Source organism: Kineosporia succinea, from assembly GCF_030811555.1.
GTDB classification, from domain to species: domain Bacteria; phylum Actinomycetota; class Actinomycetes; order Actinomycetales; family Kineosporiaceae; genus Kineosporia; species Kineosporia succinea.
The window spans coordinates 490,679-514,431 of sequence record NZ_JAUSQZ010000001.1 but is presented as its reverse complement, the minus strand read 5'-3'; the positions used below and the strand labels follow the sequence as shown (position 1 = coordinate 514,431).

Here is a 23,753-nt window from a genome sequence, read left to right as displayed (position 1 = left end):
ATGGCGGACGTGGGGGTCGCCCACGTCTTCCGCGGATCGGCTGCCGGGGCGGGGGACGGAGGGTGAGAAGGTCCGCCGTCCCCCGCGATCCGGGGTTACTTCAGCAGGTCGGCGATCGGGTCTTCGTAGTCGCCGAACGGCTTCGGGGTGGCGGCCAGGGCCTTGTCGGCGTCGGCCTTGGTGACCAGCTCGACCGGGGCGTTGACCGTGGCCGGGAGGGTCTTGCCGGCCGCGGCGGCGGCGCAGGCCTCGACGCCCATCTCACCGATGGTGTAGGGGTACTGGGCGACGGTGGCGGTCAGGCCCCCGGACTGCACCGACTTCAGGGCCTCCTCGACGCCGTCGGTGCCGATGACCTTGACCTGGTCGGTGAGCTTCGCGTTCTCCACGGCCCGCACCACACCCAGGGCCATGTCGTCGTTCGCGACGTAGAAGCCCTTCAGGTCGGGGTGGGCCCGCAGCACGGTGGTGGCCTGGGTCAGGGCCTTCTCGCGGTTCCAGTCGGCGGAGACCTCCTGCACGACCTTCACGTCGGCGGTCAGGCCGGACTTGAAGCCCTCGACCCGCTTGCCGCTGGTCACGTCGCCGGAGGTGCCGCCGATCACGGCCACGTTTCCGGAGGTGATCTGCTTGACCATCTCCTCGCCGCCGAGCTTGCCGGCCGCGACGTTGTCGGTGCCGATGTAGGTCGCCGGGGTGGCGCTCGCGGCCTTGGCCGCCTCCTCCTCGACGGGGGAGTCGATGTTCACGATCGTCTTCTTCGCCGCGGCCAGCTTCGCCAGGCCCTGCACCAGGTTGGTGCCGGTGATCGGGTTGACGATGTAGCAGCTGAAGTCCTGCCCGGCGAGGGCGGTCAGCTTGTCGGCCTGGCCGGTGGTGTCGGTGATCGAGTTCGCGGCCTGGATCGTCGGGTCGATGCCCGCGGTGCTCGCCCCGGCCTTGATGCCGTCCTCCATGGTCTGGAAGAAGGGGTTGTCGAGGCCCTTGATGACGGCGGCGACCTTGGCGGGCTCGGCGGAGTCGCCGGAGCCGGCCGAGCCGGAGCCCGAGGAGGAACTACCGCAGGCCGCGAGGGCGGCCGCTGCGACGGACATGGTCACGCCGAGGGTGGCGATGCGTCGGATCGAGGTGCTGGCTCCCACGTTGGAGCCTCCTTTACGAACGGGGTACGGCTTCGTACCGCCAACGGTCTGGTCGATTACACGCTTCCTTGTGCCAGGCTGTCAATCGTTAAGGGGGAGACTTTTGCAAACCGGCTAGACAGAAATAGGATGGGTCGGTGTTCGAAGTCCGCGAGCTCAGCGTTGACTCGCTTGTCCCCCCGGAGATGTTGCGATGAGTGCCGCCCCCCAGGTCCCCACCGCGTCCCCACTGCACCCGGACGGCGCAGGTCCTGCTGCGTCCGGAGGAGTGAGCAGCGGCGTCGGCGAGATCCTCGCCCTGTTGCGTGACGGCGCGGCCCTCACCCGGTCCGAGGTGATGACCCGCACCGGGTTGTCCCGGACCACCGTGAACCAGCGGCTCGACCAGCTGCTGCAGGCGCGCCTGATCGTCCCCGCAGGAGAGGACAGCCCCACGCGGGGCCGGCCCGCCACCCGCTTCGGCTTCAACGCCGCCCGCGGGGTGCTGCTGGTGGCCGACCTGGGCGCGACCGGGATGCGTGCGGCCGTGTGCGACCTGAACGGGGTGATCGCCTCGGAGAGCGAGCAGCGCATCGACATCACCGAGGGCCCGGAGCGCATCATCGGTGTCGTCGGTGAGCATTTCACCCGTCTGCTCGCCGAGGCCGGCCACACTCCGCAGGAGGTGCACGGCATCGGGATGTCGGTGCCCGGCCCGGTCGACTTCGCCCGCGGCGCCGTGGTGAACCCGCCGATCATGACCGGCTGGGACGGTTACGACATCCGCGGCTGGTTCGCGTCCCACTACGACTGCCCGGTGCTGGTCGACAAGGACGTCAACGCGATGGCCTTCGGCGAGTACCGCCGTAACTACCCGACGACCAGCCACATGCTCATGCTCAAGCTGGGCACCGGTATCGGTGCCGGTGTGGTGGTCGGCGGCCAGATCTACCGCGGGGCCGACGGTGCGGCCGGCGACATCGGGCACTCCCAGCTGAGCCGCCCGGACGACGACGACCAGCCGCTGTGCCGCTGCGGCAACACCGGCTGCGTCGAGGCGTACGTCGGCGGCTGGGCTCTCATGCGTGACCTGCAGGCGGCGGGCCGCGACGTGTCCAGCGTCGACGCGGCGATCGAGCTGGCCCTGGCCGGCGACCCGGTGGCCGTGCAGATCACCCGCCGGGCGGGCCGCATCCTGGGGGCGTCGATCGCCGGGGCGGTGAGCCTGTTCAACCCGCGCGTCGTGGTGATCGGCGGCCAGCTCGCCCGGGTCGAGGGGCAGCTCTTCGCCGGGATCCGCGAGATGGTCTACCGGCGCTCCCTGCCCCTGGCCACCACCCGCCTGCAGATCGTGCGCAGCTCGCTCGACAACAGCGCCGGCCCGATCGGCCTGGCCCTGTCGGTGGCCGACGCGATCTTCGCCCCCGACGCCGTGGAGCGCCTGATCCTCGACGCCGCGTGAGCCACGAGCGGCCGCAACCCTCCCGCAACCCCGCTCCCCGCATCATGCGGGGGTGATCACGCCCGCCGGTGGGTGCGCCCCGGAGCCACCTCGCGCCCCGGCCCCGGCCGCGGCCCACCCACGTCACTCCACCGGCAGGTTCCCCAGCACCCGGTCCACGGCGATGACCACGACCACCCGCTGCGGGTTCTCGCGGGGTTCCCGGTACCGCTCCGCGTACCGCCGCTCGCCCTCCCGCACCGCCGGCGCGTCCTCGAGCACGTGCGCGGGCCCCTCGAAGGTGAGCCAGAAACGCCCGTCGACCACCGACACGGCCGCTCGCCCACCCCGGGCGGCATTGCGAGCCTTGACACTGGTGCCGGAACAGATCACCCGCACCAGACGAGCATCGGCGTCCCAGGTGAAACCGACGGGCACGACGTGCGGACTGCCGTCCGCCCGCAACGTGGTGAGGGTGGCCAGATGCCGGTCGGTCAGCAGCGGGCCGGCGGTCGCGGGAAGATCTGCAGGGTCGAAGGACACCGGGCCAGGGTGCCACGAGTGCCACGGGTGCACGATGAGGGAGCACGCAGATGACGAGTTACGCCGGCGAGTACCGCAGGAGCCTGGACGATCCGGCCGCGTTCTGGGGTGATGCCGCGCGGAGCGTCAACTGGATCCGCAGGCCGAAGCAGATCCTCGACGACACGAATCCGCCGCTGTACCGCTGGTACCCCGGCGCCCGGCTGAACACCTGCTACAACGCGCTCGACCGGCACATCATCGCCGGGCGCGCCGAGCAGGCCGCCCTCATCTACGACTCCCCGGTCACCGGCACGAAGCGCACCTACAGCTACGCCGAACTCCTCGACCTGGTGGCCCGTTTCGCCGGTGGGCTGGAGGCCTGCGGTGTGGGCAAGGGCGACACCGTGCTCATCTACATGCCGATGGTGCCCGAGGCCGTGGTCGCGATGCTGGCCTGCGCCCGCATCGGCGCCGTGCACTCGGTGGTCTTCGGCGGTTTCGCCCCGGCCGAGCTGGCGGTGCGCATCGACGACGCCAGACCGAAGGTCGTGGTGGCGGCCAGCTGCGGCCTCGAGCCGACCCGGGTGGTGGAGTACAAACCGCTGCTCGACGAGGCCCTGCGCCGCGCCGAGCACGAGCCGGAGACCGTCGTGGTGCTGCAGCGTCCGCAGGCGGTGGCCGAGCTCGGGCCGAAAGACGTGGAGTGGCGCACCATCATGACGCCCAACGCGGTGCCGCCCGCCGGCTGCGTGACGGTGGAGGCGACCGACCCGCTCTACATCCTCTACACCTCGGGCACCACCGGACGGCCCAAGGGCATCGTGCGGGACAACGGCGGGCACGCGGTGGCGCTGGGCTGGTCGATGCAGAACATCTTCGGCATCGGGCCGGGCGACGTCATGTTCACCGCCAGCGACGTGGGCTGGGTGGTCGGGCACTCGTACATCGTCTACGCGCCGCTGCTGGCCGGCGCCACCACCGTGCTCTACGAGGGCAAGCCGGTGGGAACCCCGGACGCGGGCGCGTTCTGGCGGGTGGTCGAGGAGCACAAGGTCAACGTGGTGTTCACCGCGCCGACCGCGTTCCGGGCGATCCGCCGCGCGGATCCCTCGGCGGAACTGCTCGAGGGCCGGGACATCAGCAGCCTGCGCACGCTGTTCCTGGCCGGGGAGCGCCTCGATCCCGATACCTGGGCGTGGGCGTCGTCGACGCTGGGTGTCCCGGTCGTCGACAACTGGTGGCAGACCGAGACCGGCTGGCCGATCTGCGCGAATCCGGTGGGCCTGGAACCGCTTCCGCTCAAGGCCGGTTCGCCCACGGTGCCGGTCCCGGGCTATGACGTGCAGGTGCTCGATCCCTCCGGTCAGCCGCTCGGGCCCGCCGAGGAGGGCGCGATCTGCATCCGCCTGCCGCTCCCGCCGGGCACGCTGCCCACGTTGTGGCAGGACGACGAGCGTTTCGTCGCGTCATACCTGTCCGCCTTCCCGGGCTGGTACCTCTCCGGCGACGGCGGTTTCAAGGACGAGGACGGCTACGTGTTCGTCATGGGCCGCACCGACGACGTGATCAACGTGGCCGGGCACCGGCTGTCCACCGGTTCGATGGAGGCCGTGCTCGCGGGGCACCCGGCGGTGGCCGAGTGCGCGGTGATCGGGGTGCACGACGAGCTGAAGGGGCAGCAGCCAAGGGGTTTCGTGGTGCTCAAGGCGGGCGTCGAGACGCCGGTCGCCCAGCTGGAAACCGAATTGGTGACGCTGGTGCGCACCGAGATCGGTGCGGTCGCCTCCCTGCGGCGGGTGGACGTGGTGGCCGCGCTCCCGAAGACGCGCTCGGGAAAGATCCTGCGGCGCACCATGCGGGAGATCGCCGACGGGGTGCCGTTCACGGTTCCGAGCACGATCGAGGACGCGTCGGTGCTGGACGCGCTCACGCCCACCTTGCGCTCGTAGGGCTTTCGCACGAAGAAGGCCCCGGGGGAACCCGGGGCCTTCTCAGTCGAGCGTGATGTTCAGGGAACCGTCGAACCGGATGCTGCGCACAGTCTGGGGCTGTGCCCGGGCCTCGAGCGCCCTCGGGGCGGGGGTACGCCCTCAGATCTCGATGGTGCGCTCCAGGTTCGCCAGCTTGCGGCGGGCCAGGGCCAGGTTCGAGCGGTGCTTGTCGAGCGCGAGGTACAGGAACAGGCCGATGCCGGACTGGTCGGTGATCAGGCGGATCAGGTGGTACTGGGTGTCGAGGGTGATCAGGATGTCCTCGATGCCCTCCCGCAGCCCCAGGGCCTCCATCGTGCGCAGCTTCGACCGGACGACCTCGGTGTTGCCCGCCGCGGCCACCTCGAGGTTCAGGGTCCCGCCACCGGCCTGGCCGAGCGTCATGCCACTCGTGTAGTCCACCAGCGCGACGCCGACGGCGCCGTCGATCTGCATGGCTTCCTTGAGGACGATGTCGATGTTCGTCACGTTGTCTTCCTTCCGGCCGTGAAGGCTGGGGTGAGGGGAGCGGAGTTGCAGGGCGGTTCCGGGCCGGTCGCTCGGACCGGAACCAAGGGGGCGGCGGACGGGGGTGCCCGCCGGGTCGTGGGGCCGGCTGCCGAGATGACTCTCTGCTTGTCCTTCGGCAGGACGGTCCGGATACCAATCCGCCGATCGGTCGGTTCGGCGACGCATGGTGTCGGGCGCGTCGTGACCGGCCGGGCGCACCGGGGCCGCCTGGACCTGGAGCTGGCGGAGGTCGATGGGCTCGGTGTTCGGGGACTGCGGTCGCGGCGGAGCGGTCGGCGCGGGGTGCTGGACCGAGTGCTGCACCGCTTGCTGGACCGGCTGCTGCACCGGCTGCTGGGCGGGGGGCTGCGGCTGCCGGTGCTGGACCGGGGGCTGCGCCGGGTACTGCGGCTGCTGGTTCTGCGGCGGGGCCGGGCGGAACTGGGGAGCCGGGGGAGTCAGGGGATGGCTCTGGTGACCCGCGTTCTGGTGACCCGGGTACTGGCCGGCCGGGTTCTGGTCGGCCGGGTTCTGGTGAGCGTGGGCCGTGGGGGCGGGCGAACCGGTCGGCGCCGCCGAACCGGTCTGTGCCGAGCCGGTCCGGGCCGGGGACCCCGTGGGCGGCGTGCCGTAGCCCGTGCCGTCGTACCCGCCGTAGCCGTAGGACTGGTCGTACGACGACTGCGGGGCGTGCGATGCCCGGGTGTCGAGGTAAGCCGGTTCGTCGCGGTAGTGCTGCTCGCCGGTGGGCGGCCCGACCTGACCACTGGTCATGCTGCGGCGCGCGGCCTCGGCCCGGAGAGCTTCCTCACGGCGGCGGGCCTCGTCGGCGATCGGCGACGACGACACCAGGTAGGTGCCGGACGTCGACGAGATCACGGTGGCGGACGCGATGATCGACTGGGCGCCCGTGACGGGCGGAACGCCGGGACGCGCCTGCGGCTCGGGCGGGGCGACCGGCGGCTGCTGCGGCTTGGGGCGGCGGGTGCGGGCCGGCAACGGGGCACCCGGCTCGAACGCGAAGAGGTGTTCCTGGTCTTCCGGTGAGACATTCAGGTCGATGCGGTCGCCGTCGCGCATGTCGTCGGGCCGCAACGGAACCGGCATCTCACCCGAGTCGGTCGGCGTCGGCGCGGGGATCGCGCTCGCCGGGTGGCCCGGGGTGGCGTGCTTCGGCTCGTTGCGGGACATGCGCTGGCGGAGGCCGGCGAAGCCCCGCTGTGAATTGCTCATCGAGTCTCCAGTCATCGAGGGCTGGCGGCTCTAACGGCTGTGCCCTCCCCACTGTCCGACCATGGAAACACACGTTGTCAGGGCAGGGAAGCTGCATTCAGAAATGCCCGGCAATTACTGTGGGGACGTTGGGGGTAAACACCCAATAAGCCTCGCGGCCATCACGGAGTGTCATGATCGCGTGATGCGTCGTGCGGGGGTCCGGCAACTCGCTGTGAATACCTTTTCGCCATTCAGCTGTGCTAGAAGCGAGTTCCAGAGTCGCGTACTACGCAGCGTACGGAGGTGGTGACTGGCTGGTACGGAATTCGGGAATTGCGGCTCGATCCGATCGCTGGGTAATGACTACGTCACGATCTGCATTGTCGCTCTGTGTTCGCCCCGCGATTGTTTACCGGCCCCGCCGGGACGGTTCACCGTCGGGGCGGTCACAATTCGATGACGTGACCGGGTGGATGGCTGACCGGTGGTCAGGCAATTGAACGCATTCACGTTTCTCACCCGTTCGGGTGATGTCGATGCGGGGTAAACCCCTTGAATCGCCCCGAAATGAAGAAAGCGTCATTCCGTATGTCCGTTTAGACATCATTGGTCACTATTCAAAGTTAAGGCCGGGCCCGTTCTCCGGGCCCGGCCTTAAGTGATGATCAAGATCGATCAGGCGGACTCCCGGCGGAACGTGCGCGCGCCGAACCAGAGCGAGACCGCCACGAGCGCCACGGTGGCCGCCGAGCCCGCGGCGGCGGCCGTCGTTCTCCCGCCGGGGTTCTCGTCCGCGGGCCGCATCGGGTGCCGGCCCGGCCGGATGCGCGCCGGGTCCTCCCCGGCGAACCCGTACTCCCCGTCCCGCACCCGCGACCGCACCGCCCGCACCCCCTCCACCTCGGCGCGCAGCATGGCGCCCTGGAAGGGGAACATCTCGGCCACGTGCGCCGGTGTGCCCGCCGCGCTCGGGTCGAACCCGGCCGAGGCGAACTGCAGACCGGCCGGCCTCGCCTCGAGCAGGCTGCCGCGGGCGCCCAGGGCCGCGATCACCTCGTCGCGGCTCAGCACCCACCAGAACGAGATGCCCGCGCTGATCCAGTCCGGCTCGTAGGGGGCAGCCCCCACAGCGCCTCCCGCACGAGACGCTGGAACTCGGCGTCCCCGTCCACCGTCAGCCGGTGGTCCAGGCGCCGTTTCGACGAACCGGGACCGGAGCCGGAGACCGAGGGCTCCTCCGGCTCCTCGATCAGCAGCACGAGCAGCCGGGTCACAGACATGCTCCCCAGCCTGGGCCGCACCGCTCACGGTGAAACACTTCCCCCGTGAGCGTCCCCACCCTCAGCGTCATCGTGACCTGCCGCAACAGTGCCCGCACCCTCGAGGAGACCCTCGAATCGATCGTGAGCCAGACCTACGCCGGCTGGTGGGAGGTCGTGGTGGTGGACAACGCGTCCACCGACACGACCGTCGAGGTGGCCGAGGCGTTCTCCGCGAGGTTCGCCGAGGTGAGCTACCGGGTGCTGCGGGTACCGAACCCGGGTCACCAGGCCGCGGGCCTGAACCACGGGATCGCGAGCACCACCGGAGAGGCGCTCGTCTTCGTCGACAGCGACGACCTCGTCGCCGAGGGCTATCTGCAGCGCATGGGCGAGGTGCTGGCCACGGCCGGTCTCGCCGGGGGAGAGCTGGACGTGGTGCGCCTCAATCCCGTCGACGTCCGCCACCGCCGGGAACCGTTGCAGGTCAACCGCATCGACACGCTGTGCGGGTTCCGGCCGGCCGTGGTCGGGGCCACGATGGGCGCCCGCCGCGAACCCCTGGAGCGGATCGGGGGCTTCGACGAGGCCCTCCCCACGCAGCACGACCTGGACCTGTCCTGGCGGCTGGCCGGCATCGGGGTGCAGCCGGTGTTCGTGCCCGGAGCGGTCGTGCACTACCGCTACCGCCTCGGCCCGAGGGAGATCTTCGAGCAGGAACGCGGTTACGGCGTCGGGGAAGTGCTCCTGTACCGCAAGTTCCGCCCGCTCGGGATGCGGCGGCGTGGCCCGCGTGCGGTCGTCGGCAGCTGGGTGGGGGTGCTGCGGGCGCTCACGGGGGTGCTGCTGCCGGGGGGTCCGTCACGTCTGGCCACCAGGCTCGGTATGGCGGTCGGGCACGTCGAGGGCAGCCGCCGCCACCGCACGCTCTACCTCTGATCGTCGAAGGCCGATGGCGGACGTGGTGGTCGCCCGGTCAGTGACCGCCCAGGAAGGGGGCCATCAGGCGGGCGGCCACCGACTCGCGTCCGGTGACCCGTTCCTCCACGTCGGCCGCGGTCATCGCGCGCAGCCCGGCGTTGGTGCCGAGCCAGCGCAGCGGTTCCGGCTCCCAGCGCCGCGAGCGGTGGCCGACCCAGGGCAGGCGCACGAGGTCGGTGTCGTGCCGCAGGAGCAGGTCGGTCAGGGTGCGCCCGGCCAGGTTCGTGGTGGACAGGCCGTCGCCCACGTAACCGCCGGCCCAGGCGATGCCCGAGGCGGGGTCGAGCCCGACCGAGGCGTTCCAGTCGCGGGCGATGCCGAGCGGTCCGCCCCAGCCGTGGGTGAACCCGAAACCGCGCAGGTCGGGGAACAGGTCGGTCAGGGTGCGGCGCAGCGCACCGAACACCCGGTCGTCGCGGTCGGACGCCGGGGCGATGCGGGAGCCGAAGTGGTACGGCGCCCCGCGCCCGCCGAAGGCGATGCGGTCGTCGGCGGTGCGCTGGCCGTAGATGACGAGATGCCGTGCGTCGGTGAAGGTCTCGCCCCGGCTCAGGCCCACGCGGTCCCAGAACTCGGGCGGCAGCGGCTCGGTCGCCACCATCAGTGAGTAGATCGGCGCGATCGCCCGCCGGGTGCCGGGAAGCTGTGACGTCCAGGCCTCGGTGGCGCGCACCACGTGCTGCGCGTACACGGTGCCCCGCTCGGTGCGCACCCGCGGCCCGGCCCCACCGGCGCCGTTGTCCGGGGTACGGGGGAGGATCTCCAGGGCCGGGGTCTGCTCGAGCACCAGCGCGCCCAGACCCTCCACCACGGTGGCGAGTCCTCGCACCAGCCGGGCGGGATGGAGCCGTGCGCAGTGCGGGGTGTACCCGGCGCCGACCACCCCGGAAGCCCGCACACGCGTGGAGGTGACCGCGTCGTCCCACATCTCGTAACCGTCGAGACCGCCCCGGGCGGCATCGGCCTCGACCGCCGACCGCACCCGGGTCAGCTGTGCCGCCGAGCGTGCCAGCTCGATCGTGCCGCCGCGCACGAAGTCGCAGTCGATGCCCTCGGCCGCGGTGACCCGCCCGACCTCCTCGACGGTGTCGTTCATCGCGCGTCGCATCGCCGTCGCCGCGTCGGCCCCGTGCCGCCGGGCCAGGGACGAGAAGCCGGACGGGAACAGCGCCGAGCACCAGCCGCCGTTACGGCCACTCGCCCCGAAGCCCGCGATCTGCGCCTCGAGCACCGCCACCCGCAGCGTCGGCTCGGCGCGCAGCAGGTAGTACGCCGTCCACAGGCCGGTCAGCCCGCCTCCGACGATGCACACGTCGACGTCGAGATCACCGTCGAGCGGCGCCCGCGGCGTGAGCGGATCACCCGCCTCCGCCACCTGGTCGAGCCACAGCGACAGCGAGCGGTAGTTCACGAGCGGCCCTCCGGCCACTGCGAAAGGGCCTGCGGGACATCGGGATTTCCCGGCAGGCCGGGAGCGGTGACGGGTTCGCCCCAGACGTGGTGCAGCGGCACGACGCCGCCCCAGACCGGGCTGTCGAGGTCTTCGGAGGCGTCGTCGGGCTCGGCCCGGTCCGACACCTTGAGCGACCACTCGGTGAGGGGAAGAGCGAGCACGGACGTGGCCAGCAGCTCTTTCGGCGACGGCGTGCGCGCCTGGGCCATCCCGGGCATCAGGGCCTCGGCCAGCACTGCCAGCCCCCGCTCCTTCTCCGGGCCCTCCAGCGCGGAGTAGGCACCGAAGAGCATGGCGCTGCGGTAGTTCATCGACGACTCGAACTGGCTGCGCGCCACCACCACCCCGTCCAGCAGGGTGATGGTGGTGCACGTCTCGACCCCGGTGGCGAGGAAGCGGAACGCCTGCGACGCGCTGGACCCGTGGATCAGCAGCCGGTCGCCGTCGCGGGCCGCGCCGACCGGCACCACGGCCAGCCGGCCCGGGGCGGGCACCGCCACGTGCGCGACCAGGGCCGCGTCGAGCACCGCGTGCAGCGCCTCGAGCTCGGTGACCTGCTTGTTCGGCAGACGCCGGACCAGCGTCCGGGGACGTTCCTTCACAACCGGTTCCACGCTTCCGTCAGCACCGAGCGCAGGATGCCCTCGATCTCGTCGAACTCGGCCTGCCCCAGCGTGAGCGGCGGCGACAGCTGGATCACCGGGTCGCCGCGGTCGTCGGCCCGGCAGTACAGCCCGGCCTCGAACAGCGCCCTGGACAGGAAACCGCGCAGCAGCCGCTCGGACTCGGCCTCGGTGAAGGTCTCGCGGGTGGTCTTGTCCTTCACCATCTCGATGCCGTAGAAGAAGCCCTCGCCGCGCACGTCGCCCACGATCGGCAGGTCGCGCAGCTTCTCCAGGGTGGCGCGGAACGCCGGCCCGTTGGTGCGCACGTTCTCGAGCAGGCCCTCGCGCTCGAACAGGTCGAGGTTGGCCAGGCCGACCGCCGCGGACACCGGGTGCCCGCCGAAGGTGTAGCCGTGCGGGAAATAGGTGGCGTCCCTCGAGAACGGCTCGAACAGGCGGTCGCTCGCGATCATCGCCCCGATCGGGGAGTAGCCGCTGGTCATGCCCTTCGCGCAGGTGATCATGTCGGGCACGTAGCCCATCTCGGAGCAGGCGAACATGCCCCCGACCCGGCCGAACGCGCAGATCGTCTCGTCGGACACGAGCAGCACGTCGTACTGGTCGCAGATCTCGCGCACCCGCTCGAAGTAGCCGGGCGGCGCCGGGAAACAACCACCGGCGTTCTGCACCGGCTCGAGGAACACGGCCGCCACGGTGTCGGCGCCCTCGAACTCGATGGCCTCGGCGATGCGGTCGGCGGCCCAGCGGCCGAAGCCCTTCGGGTCGTCGCGGAACTGCGCCTCGGCCCGGTAGATGTTGGTGTTCGGAACCCGGAACGCGCCCGGCACCAGCGGCTCGAAAGGCGCCTTCAGGCCAGGGATCCCGGTGATCGACAACGCGCCCTGGGTGGTGCCGTGGTAGGCGATCGACCGCGAGATCACCTTGGTCTTGCCCGGCTTGCCCTTGAGCTTGAAGTACTGCTTGGCCAGCTTCCAGGCGCTCTCCACGGCCTCACCGCCACCGGTGGTGAAGAAGACCCGGTTCAGGTCGCCCGGCGCGTACTGCGCCAGCCGGTCGGCCAGCTCGATCGCCGGGGGAGTGGCGTACGACCAGAGCGGGAAGTAGGCCAGCTCCTTCGCCTGCTTCGCCGCCGCCTGCGCCAGCTCGTCCCGCCCGTGCCCGGCCTGCACCACGAAAAGCCCGGCCAGGCCGTCGATGTACTGCTTGCCGTGGGAGTCGTAGATGTGGTGACCCTCGCCACGCACGATGATCGGCACCGGGTCGGGGTTCTCGCCGAAGTACCCGGAGTGCCGCGTGAAGTGCAACCACAGGTGGTCGCGGGACTTCTCCTGAAGAGCCTGCGTCAGAGCATCGGTCATCGGGTACCCCAGTTGTAGAGCTGCTTGCGGAGCTTCAGATAGACGAAGGTCTCCGTGCTGCGGACGCCGGGCAGACCCCGGATGCGCCGGCCCACCACGTCGAGGAGGTGGTCGTCGTCCTCACAGACCACCTCGACCAGGAGGTCGAACGAGCCGGCGGTGACCACGACGTAGTCCACCTCGGCCATCGCCGACAGCTCGTCGGCGACCGGATCGATCTCCCCGTCGACCTTCACGCCGATCATCGCCTGCCGGGCGAACCCGACCTGGACCGGATCGGTCACCGCGACGATCTGCATGACCCCGCCGTCCTGCAGCCGCTGCACCCGCTGCCGGACGGCCGCCTCGGACAGGCCCACGGCCTTGCCGATCGCGGCGTAGGGACGGCGGCCGTCTTCCTGCAGCTGCTCGATGATCTGCTTCGAGGTCTCGTCGAGAGGCTGGGCGGACGGTCGCGGAGGTTTACGCGTCACCCTGCGATCCTCGCTGGTTCAACCGTCGTTCGGCAATAGATTCCGTTGTTTCCGGCGCGATAACAGTGCGAATCCATGCTGACGGGGTGCCTTGACCACGGGAACCGCAGAAACGAGGCCCCGGGGCATCGGAAAACCGCCCGTGCCGCCGGAATCCGGGCGATCGGTGCTGATCCGGTAACGAATCCGTTGCTTTCCCCGGCGAACGCCACGGAAAACTACGTTGACGCCTTGCCGTGCATCTTTACTGCGTGCCAGTATCCGAGCAGTTCCGCCCCGGGTTCAGCAATGACGGTCACGGCCTGTGAGACGGGTGACCGGTCACCGCGAAAGTTAACGACGTGTTGCGAACGATGCGTGATCGGCTTGGTTGCCGAATTCCGCGCTTAGGCTGACGCTCCCCGGCCGAGGCCGCACGACCAGCCGCCCCGAAGCGCGCCGCTCCTACAGTGCCACCCGTAGCGTCACGAAAGGACTTTCGTCCATGACCCAGCGTCGCCGCCGTCCGCTCTCCCCCGAGGCCGCGGCCGTGATCCGGGCGCAGCAGAGCTTCTCCCGCCGCCGGCTGATGGGTGGCGCCGGAATGCTCGGCCTGGGCGCCGCGCTCGCCGCCTGCGGGACCTCCGGCACCACCACCGGCAGCAGCGGCAACGCCAAACCCGCGGCGGCCACGGACACCTCGGCCTCCGACAAGACCGTGAACTGGGCCAACTGGACGCTCTACCTGGACTACGACGAGGACACCAAGAAGTATCCCAGTCTCGAGGCGTTCCAGTCCGAGACCGGGATCAAGGCCACGTACGACGAGGCGATCGAGGACAACGACTCGTACTACGGCAAGATCCAGGGCCAGCTGCGCAACGGCCAGGACATCGGCAAGGACGTCGTCGTCTTCACCGACTGGATGGCCGCCCGCCTCCTGGAGCAGGGCTACGCCCAGAAGCTCGATCAGGCCAGCATTCCCAACGCCGCCAACATCCTCGACAACCTCAAGAGCGTCGACTTCGACAACGGCCGCAACTACTCCCTGACCTGGCAGTCCGGCTACGCGGGCATCGCCTGGAACAAGGAGCGGCTGCCGCAGGGCCTGAAGAGCGTCGACGACCTCTGGAAGCCCGAGCTCAAGGGCAAGGTCGAGGTGCTCTCCGAGATGCGCGACACCCTCGGCCTGATCATGCTGCAGCAGGGCGTCGACATCTCCGGCGACTTCACCGCCGACCAGTTCGGCAACGCCCTCGACGTGCTCGAGGAGAACCTCGGCAACGGCCAGATCCGCCAGGTCAAGGGCAACTCCTACAAGGAGGACCTGATCTCCGGCGACGCGCTCGCGGTGATCGGCTGGTCGGGCGACATCACCCAGATCAACGCCGAGAACGGCGACAAGTGGGAGTTCGTCGTGCCCGAGGCCGGCGGCCTGCTGTGGAGCGACAACATGCTGGTGCCGATCGGCTCGCCGCACAAGGCGAACGCCGAGGCCCTCATGAACTACTACTACGAGCCCGAGGTCGCGGCCGAGGTCGCCGCCTACGTGAACTACATCTGCCCGGTGAAGGGTGCTCAGGAGGTCATGGCCTCCAGCAAGGACAAGGAGCTGGCGGCGCTCGCGGAGAACCCCAGCATCTTCCCGAGCGAGTCGGACCTGGCCAAGGTCAAGGTGTTCCGCACCCTGACCGGCACCGAGCAGACCGAGTTCGCCTCCGAGTTCCAGCGCGTGCTGGGCAACTGAGATGGCCGGCGACCTGCGCCTGACCGGCGTCTCCAAGCGGTTCGGCAGTTTCGTGGCGGTCGACGGGCTCGACCTGACCATCCCCGAGGGCTCGTTCTTCGCGCTGCTCGGGCCCAGCGGCTGCGGCAAGACCACCACGCTGCGGATGGTCGCCGGGCTCGAGGAGCCCACCGAGGGCACCATCCACCTGGGCGATCTCGACGTCACGCACACCAAGCCGTACCAGCGGCCGGTGAACACGGTCTTCCAGAACTACGCGCTCTTCCCGCACCTGACGATCTTCGAGAACGTGGCGTTCGGCCTGCGCCGGCGCGGTGTGAAGGACGTGAGGAAGCAGGCCACCGAGGCGCTCGACCTGGTCGAGCTGGGGCACCTGGCCCGACGCAAGCCGGCTCAGCTGTCGGGCGGTCAGCAACAGCGCATCGCCCTGGCCCGGGCCGTGGTCAACCGGCCGCAGGTGCTGCTGCTCGACGAGCCGCTGGGCGCGCTCGACCTGAAACTGCGCCGCCAGATGCAGATCGAGCTCAAGCGCATCCAGACCGAGGTCGGCATCACCTTCGTGCACGTCACGCACGACCAGGAGGAGGCCATGACGATGGCCGACCGGGTCGCGGTGATGAACCACGGGAAGATCGAGCAGCTCGGGGCGCCGAGCGAGCTGTACGAGGCGCCGGACACCACGTTCGTGGCGAACTTCCTCGGGCAGTCCAACCTGGTGGAGGCGACCAGGCACGGTACTGACGGCGACTACACGACGCTCGAGACCCACGGGCAGAAGGTACGGGTGCTCAGCAGGCGTGCGTCCCCCCAGCCGGAGCTCCTCCTCGGCGTCCGCCCCGAGAAGATCCGCCTGACCGCCGAGGCGACCGAAACGTCCTCAGGCACCAACACACTCACCGGCGGCCGGGTGATCGACGCGAGCTACCTGGGAGTCTCCACCCAGTACCTGGTACGCATGCCGTGGGGCCAGGACCTCACCGTGTTCGCGCAGAACCTGGGCGTGGCCGACCGTTTCGCCGACGGCACCGCCGTGACCCTGAGCTGGGAACCCGACCACAGCTTCGCCCTGGCCGGGGACGCGGCCGCGGGCGTCGAGAACGTCGATGACCTCGAGACCGTGGCGCAGGGCTGACCATGGCCGCCATCGCCCCCCACACCGATACGCAGGCAGAACTCCCGCGCGCCCGCGGCCGGCAGCTGCGCACCGTCGCGCTGCTCCTGCTCCCCGGCCTGCTCTGGCTCGGGATCTTCTTCGTGGTGCCGCTCTTCACCCTGGCCGGCACCTCCACCCAGACCCCTTCGGGCAGTGGCATTCCCGGCGAGTTCGTGCAGACGTTCCACCTGGTGAACTACTGGGACACCATCGGTGAGTACAAGGAGCACTTCGCCCGCAGCTTCTTCTACTCGACGCTGGCCACGCTGCTCTGCCTGGCGATCGGCTACCCGCTGGCCTACCTGATCGCCCTCAAGGCCGGACGCCTGAGAAACCTGCTGCTCGTGCTGGTGGTGGCCCCGTTCTTCACCAGCTTCGTGCTGCGCACCCTGGCCTGGCGGCAGATCCTCTCCGACGACGGCACCGTGGTCTCCACCCTGAAGTGGCTGCACCTGATCCCGCAGGACATGGCCGTCACCGCCAGCGCGTTCGCGGTGGTCGCGGGCATCACCTACAACTTCCTGCCGTTCATGGTGCTGCCGCTGTACTCCAGCCTGGAGCGCATCGACCCGCGGCTGATCGAGGCCGGGGGAGACCTGTACGGCAACGGTTTCGCGGTGCTGCGCAAGGTCACCTTCCCGCTGTCGATGCCGGGGGTGGTGGCGGGCACGCTGCTCACGTTCATCCCGGCCTCGGGCGACTACGTGAACGCGGCGCTGCTCGGCAACAGCCGCACCACGATGGTCGGCAACGTGGTGGAGAGCCGATTCTTCCGGGTCGTCGACTACCCGACCGCCGCGGTGCTCAGTTTCGTGCTGATGGCCATCATCCTGGTGCTGGTCGTGCTCTACGTGCGCCGCGCCGGCACGGAGGAGCTCGTATGAAGCGGTGGCTCTCCCGGCACGCGCTGCACGTCTACGGCGTGATCGCCTTCATCTACATCTTCACGCCGATCGCCTACGTGATGGTGTTCAGCTTCAACCGGCCCGCGCGCAGCAACCTGACCTGGCGCGGGTTCACGCTGGAGAACTGGGCCAATCCCTGCAGCGCGCCCGACGTGTGCACCGCGCTGGGTAACAGCCTGAAGATCGGCCTGACCTCGACCGTGCTGGCCACGGTGCTGGGCACGATGGTGGCGTTCGCCCTGGCCCGCTACCGGTTCCGTGGCCGCACGCCCACCAACCTGCTCATCTTCCTGCCGATGGCCACGCCCGAGGTGGTGCTGGCCGCGTCGCTGCTGACGCTGTTCCTGAACATGCGCATCCCGCTGGGCTTCACCACCATCGTGATCGCGCACGTCATGTTCAGCATCAGTTTCGTGGTGGTGGCGGTGAAGGCCCGGATCGCCTCGCTCGACCCGCGGCTGGAGCAGGCGGCGCAGGACCTGTACGCGAACGAGTTCGAGACCTTCCGCCGCATCACCCTGCCGCTGGTGGCGCCGGGTATCGCGGGGGCGGCACTGCTGGCGTTCAGCCTGTCGTTCGACGACTTCATCATCACCAACTTCGTGTCCGGCGACGTGAACACGTTCCCGAAGTTCGTGTACGTCTCGGCGCAGCGCGGTATTCCGGCCGACGCGTACGTGATCGGCTCGGCGATGTTCCTGCTGGCGATGGGGATCGTGCTGGCGGCTGAGCTGTTCCGGTGGCGCCGGGTTTCACAACCGTAGACGGATCTCAGGGAGGCCGGGGATGGCACGGAACGGGCAGACGCAGTCCTGGGCCGGTGGATCCCTGGCCGGGGTGAAGCATTCACCGTTGTGGCTGGACGGTTTCACCGGTCCGCAGCACCCGCCCGTCGACGCGGACCTCCTGGTCGACCTGCTCGTGGTGGGTGGCGGTTTCACCGGGTTGTGGGCGGCGTTGCAGGCGGCGGAGCAGAATCCGGGACGCGTGGTCGCCCTGGTCGAGGCCGGTTCCCTGGGGTGGGCGGCGAGTGGGCGCAACGGCGGGTTCTGCTCCGCGACGCTGACCCACGGCCTGGCCAACGGCCTGGCACGGTGGCCGGACGAGATCGGGCTGCTGCAGCGGCTGGGCCGCGAGAACCTCGACGCGATCGAGCGCACGGTGCTGGCTCATGGCATCGACTGCGGGTGGACGCGGGCGGGCGAGATGGTCGCGGCGGTCGAGCCCTGGCAGGTGGATGCGCTCTCCGCTCAGGTGGACGCGTCCCGGCAGCTGGGTGGCCGGGTCTCGATGCTGGACGCGGTCCAGGCCCGGGCGGTCGCCTCGTCACACACGTATCTCGGCGGGGCGGTGGACCCGGACTCCACGGCGGTTCTCGACCCGGCCCGCCTGGTGCTCGGGCTGGCGGCGGCGGCGGTTTCCCTCGGGGTGCGGGTGTACGAGGGGACGCGGGTGGTGGGGGTGCGGGACGAGGGCTCGCGGGTCGCGGTGTCCGTGACCACGGGACTGGACACGGGGCTGGCAGCGGCACCCGCGTCCACCGTCGTCAGGAACCATACGGTCAGGGCGAGCCGGGTGGTGCTGGCGACCAACGTGTTCCCCAGCCCGTTGCGCCGCGTGCGGCCGTTCACGGTGCCGGTGTGGGACCACGTGCTGGCGACCGAGCCGCTCAGTGACCGGCAGTGGGACGATCTGGGATGGCACGGGGGACAGGGAATCTCGGACGCGGGCAACCAGTTCCACTACTACCGCACGACGCCCGACCGGCGGGTGGTCTGGGGTGGTTACGACGCGCTGTACTACTACGGCTCGGACCTGACGCAGCGGCGGATGCGGCACCCCGAGACGTCGAAACGGCTGGCGGAGCACTTCTTCACCACGTTCCCGCAGGTGCGCGGGCTGCGTTTCACGCATGCGTGGGGCGGGGCGATCGACACGAGCACCCGGTTCACGGCACTGTGGAAGCCGGCTCTGGGGCGCAAGGTGGTCTCGGTGAACGGGTACACCGGGCTGGGGGTGGGGGCGTCGCGGTTCGGTGCCTCGGTGGCGCTGGACCTGCTCGAGGGGGTGTCGAACGAGCGCACGCGGCTGGCCATGGTGCGCCGCCCGCCCCTGCCGTTCCCGCCGGAACCGTTGCGCTGGGCGGGGATCCAGCTGACCCGGGCGAGTCTGGGACGGGCGGACGCGACGGCCGGGCGGCGCAACGCGTGGCTGCGGCTGCTGGACCGGATGGGGATGGGGTTCGACAGTTAGGCCCTGTCCTGGGTGGTCCTTGGGGATCTTGGGGGCCTGGGTGGCCTTGGGGGGCCTGGGTGGTCCTAGGTGAGCAGGCCGTCCATGACCGGTCCGAGCATCGCGGCGACCGTGCGGGCCGAGCGGATCTGGCGGCGTGACCAGGGGGCGTCGTCGCGGCGGTAGCACTCCAGCAGGCCGATCACCCGGTCGCGGCTGATCACGGGCACCATCAGCACGGTCTCGAAACCGGTGCGGTGCAGCAGGTCGCACTCGCTCTGCTCGCCGGGGGCGCGGTCGGTGACCGGCTCGTCGCCGCGGTAGACCGGGATCACCGTGCGGGTGCTCAGGCAGACCTGGGTGAGGGGGTAGCCGGTGAGCGGGAAGGTCTCGCCGAACGTGCCCGGGTGATGCGCGGCGGCCAGGGTGGCGCCGTCGGCCGAGAGCACGCTGACGACCATGGAGTCGGCGCCGAGCACCTGGCCGCAACCGCCGACCAGGGAGTGCAGCGCGGGGAGGTCGGTGACGGTGGTGAGGCGGGTGAGCAGTTCCTCCACGTCGGCCACGGGCGGGGTGCTGCGCAGATCGATGGGGGACGCGCCGGGCTGAGAGCCCGGGACGGCGGGCGTCGCCGGGGTGGGAGCCTCCACCCGGATCGGGACCGTGGGGGACTGCGCGGCGTAGGTCTGCGGGGGCAGGCTCGCGCGGTGGCCTCCGGACAGCATGACCACCAGCCGGTCCTCGGCCGAGCGCACCGCCCCGGGCTCGGCGTCGCGGAAGTCGCTCTCCGGCATGCCGATCGCCCAGCCCTGGGCCGAGGCGACGTCCAGGTCGGCCACGGCCTCCAGGTCGTCGAGGTTCTCCACACCCTCGGCGCAGACCGTGGCCCCGATCTGCTCGGCCAGGTCGACGACGGCCCGGATCAGTGCGGCCTTCGACGAGCTGTGCGCCACGCCCTGCACCAGCACCCGGTCGAGCTTGAGCTTGTCGGGTGACAGGTCGATGACCCGGCGCAGACCCGAGTGCGCGGTGCCGACGTCGTCGATCGCGATCCGGGCGCCGCGCTCGCGCAGGTGGTCGAGGCTGCGGCGCAGCGGGCCGGTGCCGGGTGACCACTCGTGCTCGGTCAGCTCGATCTCGACGCCGGTCAGGTCGTCGGGCAGCACCGAGGCGAACGACGGGCTGGTCAGCACGGCGGGCGAGACGTTGACGGCGATCGTGGTGCCGGCCGGGCGTTCGTGGCGCCGGGCCAGGGCGCGTTCCACGGCCGAGGTCTCCAGGGCGATGCCGAGGCCGAGCTCGCGCGCCCGGGTGAACCAGTCCTCGGTGCCGCGGATCGGGGAGTCGGGGAAGCGGGCCAGCGCCTCGTAGCCCTCGACCGTCATCCGGGAGAGCGAGAGCTGCGGCTGGTACACGATCTCGGGGCCACCGCCGGAGACGACCCGGCGCACCGCGGCCTGCTGGAGGCGGCGCGCGGCGTCGGCCGAGACGTTGTGCAGGCTGCCGGCCACCGGGTGAGAGCTGCCGGACCGGTCGCAGTGCCCGTCCTCGTGTGTCGCCGAGCCGCGCCGGGCGGACGGGACAGAGGCGCTTGCCATTCGTGCGACCCCTGGGGGAAGAGGGCTGGGACCAGGCCGTGGGATTGCGGCCTCGGCCCTGAGCCTTCCACAGGGCCGTCACAGAGGGATCATCTGAACGGCCGTTCTTGCGTCACAATCAGTGGAGACCTCGTCACGCAGGTGGGGGTAAACCCCGGGAATCCGTGCTGCGGTGCGTGATGCTGGGTGGATCGCCGATGAACAGGCGCCTCACAGCGTCACGCACCGCGACTATGCGACGGGCGTCCGTTAGGGCGCTCTCAGGCCGTGACGGAGGCCTCCGCGGCGAACGCGTCGGCCAGTACCGAGAGCGCGTCGTCGAGGAGGTCGTCGTCGATCGTGACCGGCGGCAGCAGGCGGATGACGTTGCCGTAGGTGCCGCAGGTCAGCGTGATCACGCCGTTGCGGTGGCAGTGCCTCGCGATCCGGGCCGCCAGGCCCGCGTCCGGTGCGCCGGAGCCGGGAACGGCGATCTCGATCGCCTGCATGGCCCCGCGCCCCCGCACGTCCACCAGCTGGGGGAACTTCGCCGCCAGATCGAGCAGGAACGACCGCAGCCGATCGCCCAGACGGCGCCCGGCCTCGACCAGCCCGTCGGCCTCGATCGTCTCGATCGCGGCGAGGGCGGCCGCGCACGACACCGGATTACCCGTGTAGGTGCCACCGATGCCGCCGGCGTGGGCCGCGTCCATGATCGACGCCCGGCCGGTGACCGCCGACAGCGGCATGCCCCCGGCGATGCCCTTGGCCGTGACGACCAGGTCGGGCACCACACCCTCGTGCTCGACGGCGAAGAAGTGCCCGGTGCGGGCGAAGCCGGACTGCACCTCGTCGGCCACGAACACCACCCCGTTGGCGGTGCACCAGGCGGACAGCGCGGGCACGAAACCCGGGGCGGGCTCGATGAAACCACCCTCACCCTGGATCGGCTCGATCACCAGGCAGGCCACCCGGTTCGCGCCCACCTGGCTCTCGATGTCGCTGATCGCGCGGGCCGCGGCCGCCGCCCCGTCGGACCCCAGCGGGTCGCGCAGCGGGTAGGACATCGGCGCCCGGAACACCTCACCGGCGAACGGGCCGAAACCGTCCTTGTACGGCATGTTCTTGGCGGTCATCGCCATCGTCAGGTTGGTGCGCCCGTGGTAGGCGTGGTCGAACACCACCACCGCGTCGCGGCCGGTGGCCCGGCGGGCGATCTTCACCGCGTTCTCCACGGCCTCGGCGCCCGAGTTGAACAGTGCCGACCGCTTCTCGAAATCACCCGGGGTGAGCCGGTTCAGGGCCTCGCACACCGCGACATAGCCCTCGTACGGGGTGATGGTGAAACAGGTGTGGCTGAACTCGGCGATCTGCCGCTGCACGCCCCGCACGACGGCGGGCACCGAGTGGCCCACCGTGGTGACGGCGATGCCGGAGCCCAGGTCGATCAGGTGGTTGCCGTCGACGTCGACCACGATGCCGCCCCCGGCCCGGGCGGCGAACACCGGCATCAGGCTGCTCACGCCACCGGCCACGGCGGCGTCGCGGCGGGCGGCGAGCTCGCGGGAACGGGGACCGGGCAGCTCGGTGACGAGGCTGCGCTTCTGGGGGACGGGCTGCGCGGCGGACTCGCCCACGGCGCCGGACTGGGGGAGGGTGGGGTCGGGCATGAGCTCAGCATAAGTTCGCCCGTCGAGAAGAATCCCGGAGGAACCGCGCAGATGACCACCTCCTCTGAGACGGCCGTGCTCGACGCCGTCCCGACGAACCTCTTCATCGCCGGCCAGTGGCGCCCCGCGTCCGGCGCGGCCCGGATGGACGTCGAAGACCCCTCGACCGGCGAGGTGATCGCGACCGTCGCCGACGCCTCGGTGAGCGACGCCCTCGACGCGCTCGCCGCCGCCGACGCGAAACAGAAGCAGTGGGCCGCGACGCCCCCGCGCGACCGCGGCGAGATCCTGCGCCGCGCCTACGAGCTGATGATCGACCGCGCCGACGACCTGGCCCTGGTCATGACTCTGGAGATGGGCAAGAGCCTGGCCGAGTCGCGGGCCGAGATCGGTTACGCCGCCGAGTTCTTCCGCTGGTTCTCGGAGGAGGCCGTGCGGGTCGCGGGCCGCTGGTCGACCGCCCCGAACGGCGCCACCCGCCTGCTCACGATGAAGCAGCCGGTCGGCCCCTGCCTGTTCATCACGCCCTGGAACTTCCCGCTGGCCATGGGCACCCGCAAGATCGGCCCGGCGATCGCGGCCGGCTGCACGATGGTGGTCAAGCCCGCGCCCCAGACCCCGCTGTCGATGTACGCCCTGGCGGCCCTGCTCGCCGACGCGGGCCTGCCCGACGGCGTCCTCAACGTCGTCACCACCTCGAAGACCCCGGCCGTGGTCGAGCCGCTGGTGCGCGACCACCGGCTGCGCAAGCTCTCCTTCACCGGATCCACGCCGGTCGGCCGCAGACTCGTCGAGCAGTCGGCCACCCAGTTGCTGCGTGTGAGCATGGAACTCGGCGGCAACGCGCCCTTCCTGGTCTTTCCCGACGCCGATCTGGACGCCGCCGTCGAGGGCGCCATGCTCGCCAAGATGCGCAACATCGGCGAGGCCTGCACGGCGGCCAACCGCTTCCTGGTGCACCAGTCGGTGGCCGAGGAGTTCGCGACGCGGCTCGCCGGCCGGATGGGGGCGCTCAAGCTGGGACGCGGCACCGAGGAGGGCGTGGACGTCGGGCCCCTCGTCGACGGGGCGGCGCGCGACAAGGTGGGTGAACTGGTGGCCGACGCGGTGGACGCGGGTGCGAAGGTTCTCGTCGGCGGTTCGCCGGTGGGGGAGCGCGGCTACTTCTACGCGCCCACTGTGCTCACCGGGGTCGAGCCGGGCGCCCGCATGCTGTCCGAGGAGATCTTCGGGCCGGTCGCGCCGATCACCACCTTCCACACCGACGAGGAGGCGCTCGCCATGGCCAACGACACCCAGTTCGGGCTCGTGGCCTACGTGTTCACGCGCGACGTGTCGCGGGCGCTGACGGTGGCCGAGGGACTCGAGACCGGCATGGTGGCCCTCAACCAGGGCATCGTGTCGAACCCGGCGGCCCCGTTCGGCGGGGTGAAGCACTCCGGGTACGGACGCGAGGGTGGCGTCGAGGGGATCGAGGAGTACCTGGAGACGAAGTACGTGGGGATCGCCCTGTAGACCTGCGTTCCGGGGCCGCCCGGGTGGGCTGCCAGACTGGCCG

General features: G+C 70.6%; 20 protein-coding genes. 9 read left to right on the top strand and 11 right to left on the bottom strand.

All coding sequences use genetic code 11. The annotated features are described in order from the left end of the window. Positions 1-95: 95 nt before the first annotated feature. Positions 96-1,142 carry a substrate-binding domain-containing protein gene (locus tag J2S57_RS02325; RefSeq protein WP_307237739.1) on the bottom strand — a complete coding sequence of 349 codons (1,047 nt, stop codon included), beginning with the start codon at positions 1,140-1,142 and terminating at the stop codon, positions 96-98. Positions 1,143-1,410: 268 nt separating this feature from the next. Here J2S57_RS02325 and J2S57_RS02320 point away from each other — a divergent pair, with 268 nt between their 5' ends. After that, positions 1,411-2,583 carry an ROK family transcriptional regulator gene (locus J2S57_RS02320; protein ID WP_307237737.1) on the top strand — a complete coding sequence of 391 codons (1,173 nt, stop codon included), beginning with the start codon at positions 1,411-1,413 and terminating at the stop codon, positions 2,581-2,583. 123 nt (positions 2,584-2,706) lie between these two features. Here the strand turns inward: J2S57_RS02320 and J2S57_RS02315 are convergent, their stop codons facing one another. Continuing rightward, positions 2,707-3,105, bottom strand: coding sequence for a TIGR03618 family F420-dependent PPOX class oxidoreductase (locus J2S57_RS02315; RefSeq protein ID WP_307237735.1), 399 nt, complete (start codon positions 3,103-3,105; stop codon positions 2,707-2,709). 50 nt (positions 3,106-3,155) lie between these two features. Between J2S57_RS02315 and J2S57_RS02310 the strand changes: the two genes are divergently transcribed. Next, positions 3,156-5,036, top strand: a complete 1,881-nt coding sequence (locus J2S57_RS02310) for a propionyl-CoA synthetase (protein ID WP_307237733.1) — start codon at positions 3,156-3,158, stop codon at positions 5,034-5,036. A 141-nt stretch (positions 5,037-5,177) separates the two neighbouring features. On the opposite strand, the gene J2S57_RS35275 is transcribed toward J2S57_RS02310, so the two are convergent. From J2S57_RS35275 to J2S57_RS02295, 3 genes are all read right to left on the bottom strand, one after another. Beyond that, on the bottom strand, positions 5,178-5,513 hold the full coding sequence (locus J2S57_RS35275; protein WP_370882550.1) for a hypothetical protein: 336 nt from the start codon (positions 5,511-5,513) through the stop codon (positions 5,178-5,180). A 1,944-nt stretch (positions 5,514-7,457) separates the two neighbouring features. Further along, positions 7,458-7,910, bottom strand: a complete 453-nt coding sequence (locus J2S57_RS02300) for a hypothetical protein (RefSeq protein ID WP_307237729.1) — start codon at positions 7,908-7,910, stop codon at positions 7,458-7,460. Further along, positions 7,847-8,062 (bottom strand): hypothetical protein, encoded by a 216-nt coding sequence (locus J2S57_RS02295; protein WP_307237728.1) that lies wholly within the window; start codon positions 8,060-8,062, stop codon positions 7,847-7,849. The genes J2S57_RS02300 and J2S57_RS02295 overlap by 64 nt, the downstream gene beginning before the upstream one ends. 45 nt (positions 8,063-8,107) lie before the next feature. Here J2S57_RS02295 and J2S57_RS02290 point away from each other — a divergent pair, with 45 nt between their 5' ends. Then, the gene (locus J2S57_RS02290; protein WP_307237726.1) at positions 8,108-8,980 is read left to right on the top strand and encodes a glycosyltransferase family 2 protein; all 873 of its coding nucleotides are present in this window, start codon (positions 8,108-8,110) and stop codon (positions 8,978-8,980) included. A 37-nt stretch (positions 8,981-9,017) separates the two neighbouring features. Here the strand turns inward: J2S57_RS02290 and J2S57_RS02285 are convergent, their stop codons facing one another. The 4 genes from J2S57_RS02285 to J2S57_RS02270 are packed head-to-tail and all read right to left on the bottom strand — an operon-like array spanning position 9,018 to position 12,932. Next, positions 9,018-10,433, bottom strand: a complete 1,416-nt coding sequence (locus J2S57_RS02285; RefSeq protein WP_307237724.1) for an NAD(P)/FAD-dependent oxidoreductase — start codon at positions 10,431-10,433, stop codon at positions 9,018-9,020. Next, a complete protein-coding gene (locus J2S57_RS02280) occupies positions 10,430-11,077 on the bottom strand; it encodes a pyridoxamine 5'-phosphate oxidase family protein (RefSeq protein WP_307237722.1) in 648 nt (215 codons plus the stop codon). Before J2S57_RS02280 ends, J2S57_RS02285 begins: the two co-directional genes overlap by 4 nt. Continuing rightward, positions 11,074-12,459, bottom strand: coding sequence for an aspartate aminotransferase family protein (locus J2S57_RS02275; protein WP_307237720.1), 1,386 nt, complete (start codon positions 12,457-12,459; stop codon positions 11,074-11,076). Before J2S57_RS02275 ends, J2S57_RS02280 begins: the two co-directional genes overlap by 4 nt. Further along, complete coding sequence (locus tag J2S57_RS02270; RefSeq protein WP_307237718.1) at positions 12,456-12,932, bottom strand: Lrp/AsnC family transcriptional regulator; 477 nt, start codon at positions 12,930-12,932, stop codon at positions 12,456-12,458. Before J2S57_RS02270 ends, J2S57_RS02275 begins: the two co-directional genes overlap by 4 nt. 484 nt (positions 12,933-13,416) lie before the next feature. Here J2S57_RS02270 and J2S57_RS02265 point away from each other — a divergent pair, with 484 nt between their 5' ends. Genes J2S57_RS02265 through J2S57_RS02245 form a run of 5 tightly spaced genes read left to right on the top strand, consistent with a single transcriptional unit; the run spans position 13,417 to position 18,969 of the window. Further along, entirely contained in the window at positions 13,417-14,658 is a 1,242-nt protein-coding gene (locus J2S57_RS02265; RefSeq protein ID WP_307237716.1) for an ABC transporter substrate-binding protein, read from the top strand. Position 14,659: 1 nt separating this feature from the next. Continuing rightward, the gene (locus J2S57_RS02260) at positions 14,660-15,790 is read left to right on the top strand and encodes an ABC transporter ATP-binding protein (protein ID WP_307237714.1); all 1,131 of its coding nucleotides are present in this window, start codon (positions 14,660-14,662) and stop codon (positions 15,788-15,790) included. A gap of 2 nt (positions 15,791-15,792) precedes the next feature. Further along, positions 15,793-16,695, top strand: coding sequence for an ABC transporter permease (locus J2S57_RS02255; protein ID WP_307237712.1), 903 nt, complete (start codon positions 15,793-15,795; stop codon positions 16,693-16,695). Next, entirely contained in the window at positions 16,692-17,480 is a 789-nt protein-coding gene (locus J2S57_RS02250) for an ABC transporter permease (protein ID WP_307237710.1), read from the top strand. The genes J2S57_RS02255 and J2S57_RS02250 overlap by 4 nt, the downstream gene beginning before the upstream one ends. A gap of 22 nt (positions 17,481-17,502) precedes the next feature. Beyond that, positions 17,503-18,969 (top strand): NAD(P)/FAD-dependent oxidoreductase, encoded by a 1,467-nt coding sequence (locus J2S57_RS02245; protein WP_307237708.1) that lies wholly within the window; start codon positions 17,503-17,505, stop codon positions 18,967-18,969. Positions 18,970-19,034: 65 nt separating this feature from the next. Here J2S57_RS02245 and J2S57_RS02240 read toward each other — a convergent pair whose 3' ends face one another. Then, a complete protein-coding gene (locus tag J2S57_RS02240) occupies positions 19,035-20,546 on the bottom strand; it encodes an EAL domain-containing protein (protein WP_307237706.1) in 1,512 nt (503 codons plus the stop codon). Positions 20,547-20,806: 260 nt separating this feature from the next. Next, positions 20,807-22,195: a 4-aminobutyrate--2-oxoglutarate transaminase gene (gabT, locus tag J2S57_RS02235; RefSeq protein WP_307237704.1), complete on the bottom strand. Its 1,389-nt coding sequence runs from the start codon at positions 22,193-22,195 to the stop codon at positions 20,807-20,809. A gap of 51 nt (positions 22,196-22,246) precedes the next feature. Between gabT and J2S57_RS02230 the strand changes: the two genes are divergently transcribed. After that, positions 22,247-23,710, top strand: a complete 1,464-nt coding sequence (locus J2S57_RS02230) for an NAD-dependent succinate-semialdehyde dehydrogenase (protein WP_307237702.1) — start codon at positions 22,247-22,249, stop codon at positions 23,708-23,710. Positions 23,711-23,753 lie beyond the last annotated feature (43 nt).

Bases quoted from the DNA above. Each gene is read 5' to 3' on its own strand.
- J2S57_RS02310 (WP_307237733.1), top strand. From the start codon at position 3,156: ATGACGAGTTACGCCGGCGAGTACCGCAGGAGCCTGGACGATCCGGCC.
- J2S57_RS35275 (WP_370882550.1), bottom strand. From the start codon at position 5,513: ATGCAGATCGACGGCGCCGTCGGCGTCGCGCTGGTGGACTACACGAGT.
- J2S57_RS02295 (WP_307237728.1), bottom strand. From the start codon at position 8,062: ATGTCTGTGACCCGGCTGCTCGTGCTGCTGATCGAGGAGCCGGAGGAG.
- J2S57_RS02275 (WP_307237720.1), bottom strand. From the start codon at position 12,459: ATGACCGATGCTCTGACGCAGGCTCTTCAGGAGAAGTCCCGCGACCAC.
- J2S57_RS02265 (WP_307237716.1), top strand. From the start codon at position 13,417: ATGACCCAGCGTCGCCGCCGTCCGCTCTCCCCCGAGGCCGCGGCCGTG.
- J2S57_RS02260 (WP_307237714.1), top strand. From the start codon at position 14,660: ATGGCCGGCGACCTGCGCCTGACCGGCGTCTCCAAGCGGTTCGGCAGT.
- J2S57_RS02255 (WP_307237712.1), top strand. From the start codon at position 15,793: ATGGCCGCCATCGCCCCCCACACCGATACGCAGGCAGAACTCCCGCGC.
- J2S57_RS02250 (WP_307237710.1), top strand. From the start codon at position 16,692: ATGAAGCGGTGGCTCTCCCGGCACGCGCTGCACGTCTACGGCGTGATC.
- J2S57_RS02245 (WP_307237708.1), top strand. From the start codon at position 17,503: ATGGCACGGAACGGGCAGACGCAGTCCTGGGCCGGTGGATCCCTGGCC.
- J2S57_RS02240 (WP_307237706.1), bottom strand. From the start codon at position 20,546: ATGGCAAGCGCCTCTGTCCCGTCCGCCCGGCGCGGCTCGGCGACACAC.
- gabT (WP_307237704.1), bottom strand. From the start codon at position 22,195: ATGCCCGACCCCACCCTCCCCCAGTCCGGCGCCGTGGGCGAGTCCGCC.
- J2S57_RS02230 (WP_307237702.1), top strand. From the start codon at position 22,247: ATGACCACCTCCTCTGAGACGGCCGTGCTCGACGCCGTCCCGACGAAC.